The 8473-nt window shown below is 46.8% G+C and carries 5 protein-coding genes; 4 read left to right on the forward strand and 1 reads right to left on the reverse strand.

The window, feature by feature from the left end; all coding sequences use genetic code 11:
• Positions 1–301: 301 nt before the first annotated feature.
• The gene (locus KTR07_RS27240) at positions 302–1393 is read right to left on the reverse strand and encodes an Sb-PDE family phosphodiesterase (RefSeq protein ID WP_005842464.1); all 1092 of its coding nucleotides are present in this window, start codon (positions 1391–1393) and stop codon (positions 302–304) included.
• Positions 1394–1969: 576 nt separating this feature from the next.
• Between KTR07_RS27240 and KTR07_RS27245 the strand changes: the two genes are divergently transcribed.
• The 4 genes from KTR07_RS27245 to KTR07_RS27260 all read left to right on the forward strand — a co-directional run bounded on the left by KTR07_RS27245 (position 1970) and on the right by KTR07_RS27260 (position 8362).
• Complete coding sequence (locus tag KTR07_RS27245; protein ID WP_117849275.1) at positions 1970–5077, forward strand: TonB-dependent receptor; 3108 nt, start codon at positions 1970–1972, stop codon at positions 5075–5077.
• Between the two features lie 29 nt (positions 5078–5106).
• Positions 5107–6414: a RagB/SusD family nutrient uptake outer membrane protein gene (locus KTR07_RS27250; protein ID WP_005842468.1), complete on the forward strand. Its 1308-nt coding sequence runs from the start codon at positions 5107–5109 to the stop codon at positions 6412–6414.
• A gap of 165 nt (positions 6415–6579) precedes the next feature.
• Entirely contained in the window at positions 6580–7506 is a 927-nt protein-coding gene (locus tag KTR07_RS27255) for a phosphodiester glycosidase family protein (protein WP_012055748.1), read from the forward strand.
• Complete coding sequence (locus tag KTR07_RS27260; RefSeq protein WP_005842472.1) at positions 7499–8362, forward strand: phosphodiester glycosidase family protein; 864 nt, start codon at positions 7499–7501, stop codon at positions 8360–8362. Before KTR07_RS27255 ends, KTR07_RS27260 begins: the two co-directional genes overlap by 8 nt.
• The last annotated feature ends 111 nt before the right edge of the window (positions 8363–8473 follow it).

Below are 8473 nucleotides of genomic sequence, written 5' to 3' on the forward strand. Positions count from 1 at the left end.
TTTGTATAGTGATGAACAAAAAAGAGGTGCATCGTGCATTACGACACACCTTCTTGTTGATTTATATCTATATAAACCTATAATTTAAATTAGATATTCAAACTTTTGATATCAATTTGATTGAATGTAGATAAAATATAAAGAACAAGTCTGATGAATCCTCAAATTCAATAAATTGACTCATGGCCATCACAATCTATTTGGCTATTCATGCCACCGTTATTGCTTATTCTAACTCTTCAAAAGAGTAGGAACAGCGTGCAGGCAAAAGATCAGTCCATGAATTACTATCGATAGCATCTCACAGAGAAATGGTATATTTCAGTCCTTTATCGGGAGCCACAATAAAGTTCGTTACCTCGAAATTTACATCGCCACCTTTGATACCCTGTTTAAACCCGATACGGACAGTGTAACGCGTATGTGGCTTTAAGGTCATATCCCGGAAATACACCAATAAAGTGTCATGCGCTGTCTTTTTCAGTTTCAAAACAAGATCCGTCACATTGGTGATAGAGAGCGTCACTCCTTGCTCATTACGACTTACCTCTTCAATCTTCACGCACTTTTCAAAAAAGGGACGAAGCAAGTCTTCTCGTCCTATCAGCAACTCATGAAAATAAGCAGCAGTACGGCGATTGTCTAAAGCTTCGCGGATACCTTGCAAAGAGCGTTCCTTCGCAAAGACAAACGTCATGGTACGGTGTTCTCCTTTCTCAAAGTCGTAATCAGTCTGAATCGGCTGATGAATATCGGAAGTACCGATCATCGTAAGGTTTTTATCCAAACACCACTGAATGGCTTCAGGCATATACAAATGACCGTTTGCCACTTCGATACCGTGCATACAGCCTTCTTGATAGAGTGCTGTATGTTCTGGCCACCACTTGGTCGTATCCGGTTGTTGACTATCCCATCCGGGATGGTTCCAAAACATAAAAGCGCCCTGCTTTTTGGCTTCACGAAAAGCATCCTTGTAGTCTTTTTGTTCCAATGGATTGGAATCAGACAAGAAGATGGCATTAAAGTGTCCGGGTGCCATGGCTCGCGTAATCTCACTGCCCTTAATCAAAAGTATCCCCAACTTCTCAGCTTGTTCCCGACAAAGGTCGAACGAACGGTTATGATCCGAAACAACATCCTGTTTGTGAGGGCGGTACTCAATATGTTCTGTCAGTGAAATGGCATCCAGTCCATCCCGGTAGGCTTCATCTACACGCACGGTAGGCCAAACCAGACCATCGGAGAACACAGAGTGCATGTGAAAGTCACACTTCAACGTGGTATATCCGTCCAAATCAGGAACCTGAATTTCATTCCGGCGTTGCGCCTGTCCACTCATCAAGCAAGTGGTCAAAAGGAATGCACTCACCAATACTTTCTTTACTTCCATATAATCTATTAATTTAAATGATGAATTTACTATTTCCAAGCAGGGTTTAGAGGCAATAAAGCAGGATTATCCGCATACCGACAAAGTTCCATTTGGCTGATTACTGAATGCTCCATCAATCCACATCCTCTCCAAAAAGACATTGGCGCAGCGACGGATAAAAGTGGCACACTACCCATGCCGGAAAGGACTTTTGCTCTATGATTCATGTATTTGATGATATATGCCTGTTATTGATATGGTGGCAAAAATACCGGCATCATATTACATAGCAGTTAAGTGGCAGAAACGTTTCAATGACAAAATAAAGTACGTTTTTTTACATTAATCGATTACAATCCACCTACCCGGAACCTCTCCCCGAACTCCTCATACTTGGCAACGATACCTTAATATATACGAGCGGTCATCTTTGACTTACCGGTTTTTTTATGTAACATTTTCTTAACGCTTTCGAATTTGGAACTTAACCAGTTTCGCTTTCCCTGTAATACGGATATGCCTTACTTTGCGACCGTTTTTAAGAGTTATTGACTACTTGTCAACAAAGGATTTTTAGTTATTAAATATTGTTATATGAAATTACGTTACTTACAGATTGCATCGTCTATCTGTATTACATGCTGTCACTTAGGGATGTCTCATCCTGCTCTTGCATCACAGACTTACAGCAAGATGTTGACCAAAGAGTATGTTGTGACAAAGAAGAATGTCAACGGTACCATTGTTGACAAGGATGGAAATCCACTGATTGGAGTAACCATCTTTGAGAAAGGTACAGACAACGGATGTATCACAGATTTCAACGGCCAATACCAGCTCTCGCTATCCAATCGGGATGCTGTCATTGTCATCTCCTACGTTGGATACAAGACACAGGAACTGAAAGGAGACCAGCTGGTCGAGAAAATTGTGCTCGAAGAAGATGCAGTTGCGCTGGATGAGTTGGTCGTTGTCGGATACGCCGTCCAGAAAAAGAAAGAACTGACCGGTTCAACCTCCTCACTCAAGGCCAGCGACAAAAAGCTTTCGGTAACAACCAGCTTGGACCAGATGATGCAAGGTAACCTGAGCGGTGTAAACATTACGAACGCATCAGGTATGCCCGGTGGAGCTGTCCGTGTCAGCATCCGTGGTGTAGGGTCTATCAACGGCTCAAACGAACCATTGTTCGTCATTGACGGTATACCTGTAAGCAACTCGGACAATTCAGGCGTCAACGGACGCTTTGGTGGTAGCGTGCAGAATCCGCTGTCCATGCTCAATCCCAACGACATCGAGTCAATAGACGTACTGAAGGATGCAGCGGCAACGGCCATCTATGGTTCGAGAGCTACCAACGGTGTTGTGATGGTCACCACCAAGAGAGGAAAGAAAGGCCAACGGACAATCGTAAATCTTAGTGCTTCATACGGTTTGCAGTCACTTCCCAAGGAAATCGAAATGGCTGACTCGGATCTTTACCTTACTGTTCGTAACGAAGCCGTCAACAACTACAATACCCAAAACAACCTGAAACCGGGAGACAACCTCTACAAGACTCTGGAAGTCAACCCCCGTCCGGGACAACCCGATACAGACTGGATCGATCTCATTACTCACGACCAAGCAGCCGTACAAAACTACGAGGTTTCGGTTTCCAGCGGTAGCGAAAAGACGCGTTTCTACTCTTCTTTGGGATACTTCGACCAGGAAGGTATTATCCTTACGAACCGATTCCGGAGATATTCACTCCGCACCAATGTCGACCACGACATCTCCAACGCCTTCCAGACTGGGGTGTCCATTGCACTCAGCAAAACCATTAACAACCGCGTTCCCAATGACAACGTCGGCAACGGCATCTTTACACGCTCCATCGAGCAGCGGCCGTTTGATGTGCCGTTCAAAGAAGATGGAAGATACATGATTGGAGGCGTGGATATTCCACGACACAACGGGATCCAGGTCCTAAATGAACAAAAGTCCAAAAACGAATGGTACAGAGTGCTGGCCAACGCCTACCTGACCATCAAACTGTTGGAAGGACTGGAATACAAGCTCAGCCTGAGCGGAGACATCCGCTATTCAAACGACTATCTGAAGCTGACTAAGGACCATCCCTACGGCAGTCCGAAAGGTGAGATTACAGACTATCGTTCGATGATGCAGAATTATCTGATCGATAATACATTGACTTATACCAAACAGATCAAGGACTTCAATTTCACGGCATTGGGAGGGTACTCCATGCAAGAAATCAACACAGATGCCAGTTCTATTGTCGGCAAGGACTTCCCGTCTTCACAATTTGACTACATCAACGCGGCAGGTAGAATCAACAGCGCTTCTACCACCGGAGGAAAGAATCGACTCATCTCTACCTTCTTCCGATTGAACATGGGTTATGCGGACAGATACCTTTTCACCTTCTCTATCCGTGCAGACGGTTCATCCAAGTTCGCTGACGGTAACCAATGGGGTACCTTCCCATCGGTGTCAGGTGCTTGGCGCATCAGCAACGAATCCTTTTTTCCAAAAGACGGAATCATCTCGGACCTGAAGCTGCGTGCCAGCTGGGGTATGACCGGTAACCAGGAAGGAATTGGAAACTATGACTCCCGTTCACTGGCAAATGGCGGACACAACTACAACGGCCAGGACGGCATTGCTATCACCACCCTGGCCAATCCGGACTTGAAATGGGAAAAGTCCGACCAGACAAACATCGGTCTGGACCTGTCGCTGTTCAATGACAGAGTCACTGTCGGTATGGACTATTTCATCAAGAACACGAAAGACTTGCTTTATGACCGCCCGCTGCATACTACAACTGGATTCTCATCCATTACCCAAAACATCGGCAGCATGCGAAACACCGGTTTCGAATTCAATGTAGAGAGTCACAACATCATGAACGACCGGTTCAGCTGGGATACACAGTTCAACATCTCAACGATCAAGAACAAGCTGACCTCACTGATTGATGAAAAGCCCATTCCTGTAGGCAACCATGTCCTTCAGGTGGGACAACCCATCGGATCCTTCTACATGTATAAAATGGATGGTATCTATCAAGATAATCAAGAGGTTCCTGAAAAACTTTATGCCAAGGGGGTTCGTGCCGGTGACATCAAGTATGCAGACAAGGACAATGATGGTGATTTGACACCCGCCGACAAGGAAATCGTCGGAAAGCCCCTTCCGGATTTCTTCGGTGGTCTCACCAACCGGTTCAGATACGGCAATTTCGACCTGACCATCTTCAACACTTTCTCCGTTGGCAACGATGTCTATGCTACCGGTATGGGTGGTATTGATGCCGTTGGACACAACAACTACGGCATGCGTAAGGACATTGCTGCCAACCGATGGACCGGCCCCGGCACAAACAACTCGATACCTCGTGCCATGATCAGCACGCACAACACACAGGCATCTACCTACCTGCTTCATGATGGCTCATACTTCAAATTCAAGGATGTGACACTGGGGTATACCCTTCCGTCAAACCTGACCCAGAAGCTGAACATCAGCAATATGCGTGTGTACCTGTCCGCACAGAATCTGTGGACCATCAGCTCTTATCCTGGATATGACCCTGAAGTCAGCTACTCAGTCAACAATTCCAAGACAATGGGCGAGGATGCCATGACCGTTCCTCAGTTGCGTACGTTTGTCTGCGGCTTCAATCTTACTTTCTAAATATAATTCATTTATAATCGATATTCATCATGAAACTAAATCATCTGATATATACATTAATGCTGGGCACCGCGTTGGGTACCAGTTCCTGCTCCTGGTTGGATCTGGAACCTGCAACGGCCGTCTCACCCTCCATTCTCGGACAAGGTGAAGTGGAACAACTGCTAACCGGTACCTACCGCTCGTTACAGAACGACCCGGGTCGCGACACCTGGGTACTCTTTGACATGCGGGGCGAGAATCTGATCAATACCTACCTGAGCGGTTCCAATGACTTTGTAAACAACGAGATACCCTCCAATAACGGTACGCTGCTTACGATGTGGCGTGGTTACTACAAGGCCATTTACAATGCCAATACCACCCTTTCCATCCTTTCCAATTTGGAGCCCAGTGAAAAGAACACCCATATAGAGGCACAGGCTCGTTTCCTCCGGGCATACGCCTATTACTGTCTGGCCACACGCTGGGATGGTGTTCCCATCATCAAGGACAATACCCTGGAGAACGTAAAGCGTGACAAACAGTCCGCTGTGTTCAACTTCATCAAGGAAGAGTTAAGTTTTTGTATCGATGAAGGACATTTGAAACCTTTTGGTGAAACTTCGGGCGCACCCTTCACGGTAAGCCTCGAAGCAGCCCAAGCTCTGATGGCACGCTTGGCCCTGACAACCGGAGATATGGAAACGGCCAAAAATATGGCTGAAACGCTGATCGCAAATCCCAAATTCAAACTCAGCGAAAACTACGACAACATCTTCACGACAACCAACAACAGCGAGATAATCTTCAGTTTCCGCAACAACACTAGCGAAGGAGGCCAGAACTTGTACGCCCTGTTCACCACCTACAACTCACCGATGAAAGGAAGCTGGTTTCTCTGCCCGTCTCCCGAATCGGAGAAACTGTTCGAGGATCCGGCTGATACGCGCAACAACACCTGCATCACTACGCTGGAGAGCGTTTCCGAAACCTATATCATCATGAACAAGTTCAGAGATTTTACGCCGCTCATCGTTTCACGTATTGCAGAAATGTACCTGATTAGTGCGGAAGCACAAGGACGGAACGGACTGAATAGACTGAACGAGCTGCGCCGTTCAAGAGGATTGAATCCGTACAACAACTCGGATATTGCTTCGGAGGAAGACTACCAGAAGAAAGTAGCCCTGGAACGCAGAAAGGAACTTTACTGTGAGGGCTTCCTGTTTTTTGACCTGATTCGTACCAACAAGATTTCCGAAGAGGTAGTGTCCATGAACGGAAAGACAAACCTTTATCTTCCCTTGCCGGAATCAGAGGTGCAATACAATCCCAACCTCAACGAATATAACTGATAAACCAATCCCTGTTATTCATCGTTGCCCTGCTCGGTCGGGATACTGTTGGTTTCTGTTGGGACAGCCTGCCAACCTCTGTTTCGATTGGAATGTGAAGGGCAACGGAAATAGTCACTATCGGGCGTTGGGAATACCCCAACGCCCAACTTTTAATGGATTCTCATGAAAAAACTGAAAACCGCCTTTATTTCCCTACTGTGCTTGTCTTGCATGACAATATCCAACAAGGGATCAGCTTCAAACCCGGTACTGCGTATTTCGGACGGGTGGGTGGCAGACACCATTGCGCCGGCACTGATACATTACCGATTCGCCGGATATGACTCCATCAGCCAAGCGCACCAAAATGTAGACGTTCTCGAGGTCGACCTGACCTCCCCAAGTTATGATATACAGCTTGTTTACGAAGAGCATGGGGATTCCCTATCTTCTGTAGCGGAACGCAACAATGCGGCTGCCGCCATCAACGGAACCTACGAGGCCGAAGCATCGTTCATCAAAATCGGAGGTAGACTCCTTGCCCAAAACCGTTTGGACAGCACACACATTCGATACTGGAAACACGAAGGTGCCTTCCTGTTCGATGACGACAACAAGAACATCGACATCCGATTTGCCAGCGACTCGACTTTTCTTTCACACCCCGCAGCAAACATTTTATCCGGTGCTCCCATGTTGATAGACAACAACGATCCTGTAGGGCTGAATTTTACCGGAAACGTAGAAGGAATGGACCTGAACAAGCTTGATTACGAAGACTTCAGAAGGCACCAGGGAGTGAGACACCCGCGGACAGCGGTAGCACTTACAGAGCATAAGAAACTGCTTTTGATAACCGTTGACGGAAGAAGTACCCAGGCGGCAGGAATGTCTGCAAACGAACTGACCCGATTTCTACTTACTTACTTCTGCCCCCAATCAGCCTTGAACCTGGATGGTGGAGGGTCCACTACCATGTGGATTGCCTCTTCAGAGCAGCGAGTAGGAGGGGTCGTGAACCATCCGACTGACAACAAGAAATTCGACCATGCGGGACAACGCAGAGTAACCTCGTTCATTGTCATCAAATCATCTGAAAACCATGAATAAATATCTCAGTTTCATCTTTGCTTCAGTGCTCACACTCACGGGCGTACAGCTTTCCAAAGCCAGCAATCCATCGGATTCCCTGGCCATCGTATCGGCCAAATGGGAGAGAACATCTTCACTGCAAGGCATCCAGTTGAAACAAGCTTCGATAGAAGGCCTGTTTGGAGGCAAGCAATCCATCAGCATCCTGACCATTGGAAGAGCGGAAGGCTATACAGCCTTTATTGCTACGACGGACTCGCTGACCACCACTAGCCAATTGGCTGAACAAAGCCGTTCTTCTGCAGCCATAAACGGGTCGTACTTCAGTATCAAGGAAGGCTTCTCTACCTGTTACCTCCGTAAAAATGAAGCGGTAATAGATACGACAACTACCGAAGAAAGGCATTTGCGTGTCAATGGTGCCGTACACATGGTGGATAACAATATCCGGATCATACCATGGAACGACGAAAATGAGAAGAAAGGGTTCCCGCTGGATGGGGATATACTTGCGTCCGGACCGCTCTTGATGCAGGACGGCAAGACGTGTGACTTCACGACGATAGATCGGGAATTCTCAGAGACCAGACATCCCAGAAGTGCCATTGCACTCACAAAAGAAGGTGACATAATGCTGGTAGCGGTAGATGGAAGGGCAGAAGGGCACGCAGATGGAATGTCCATTGCAGAACTTGCCTATCTTTTGCGAATTCTGAAGGCACATTGCGCACTTAATCTGGATGGAGGCGGTTCTACCACCTTATGGGTGAATGGTCAAGTGGTCAACCACCCAAGTGACAATAAGAAATTCGACAACAAAGGAGAAAGAAAAGTCCACAACATCATAGCCGTTCGAAGATTGACAAATCCATAGAGTACAACATGCTTGCTCACAGACAAATCGGGGAGTACTGCATCAATCATGCAGGAACAGTCTGAACAGGGAGGCCCTCGAATGGCTTGAAAGGACGGGGAACGGGAAGGT

It is taken from the genome of Bacteroides sp. MSK.20.82, assembly GCF_019052485.1.
Taxonomy (GTDB): Bacteria; Bacteroidota; Bacteroidia; order Bacteroidales; family Bacteroidaceae; genus Bacteroides; species Bacteroides thetaiotaomicron.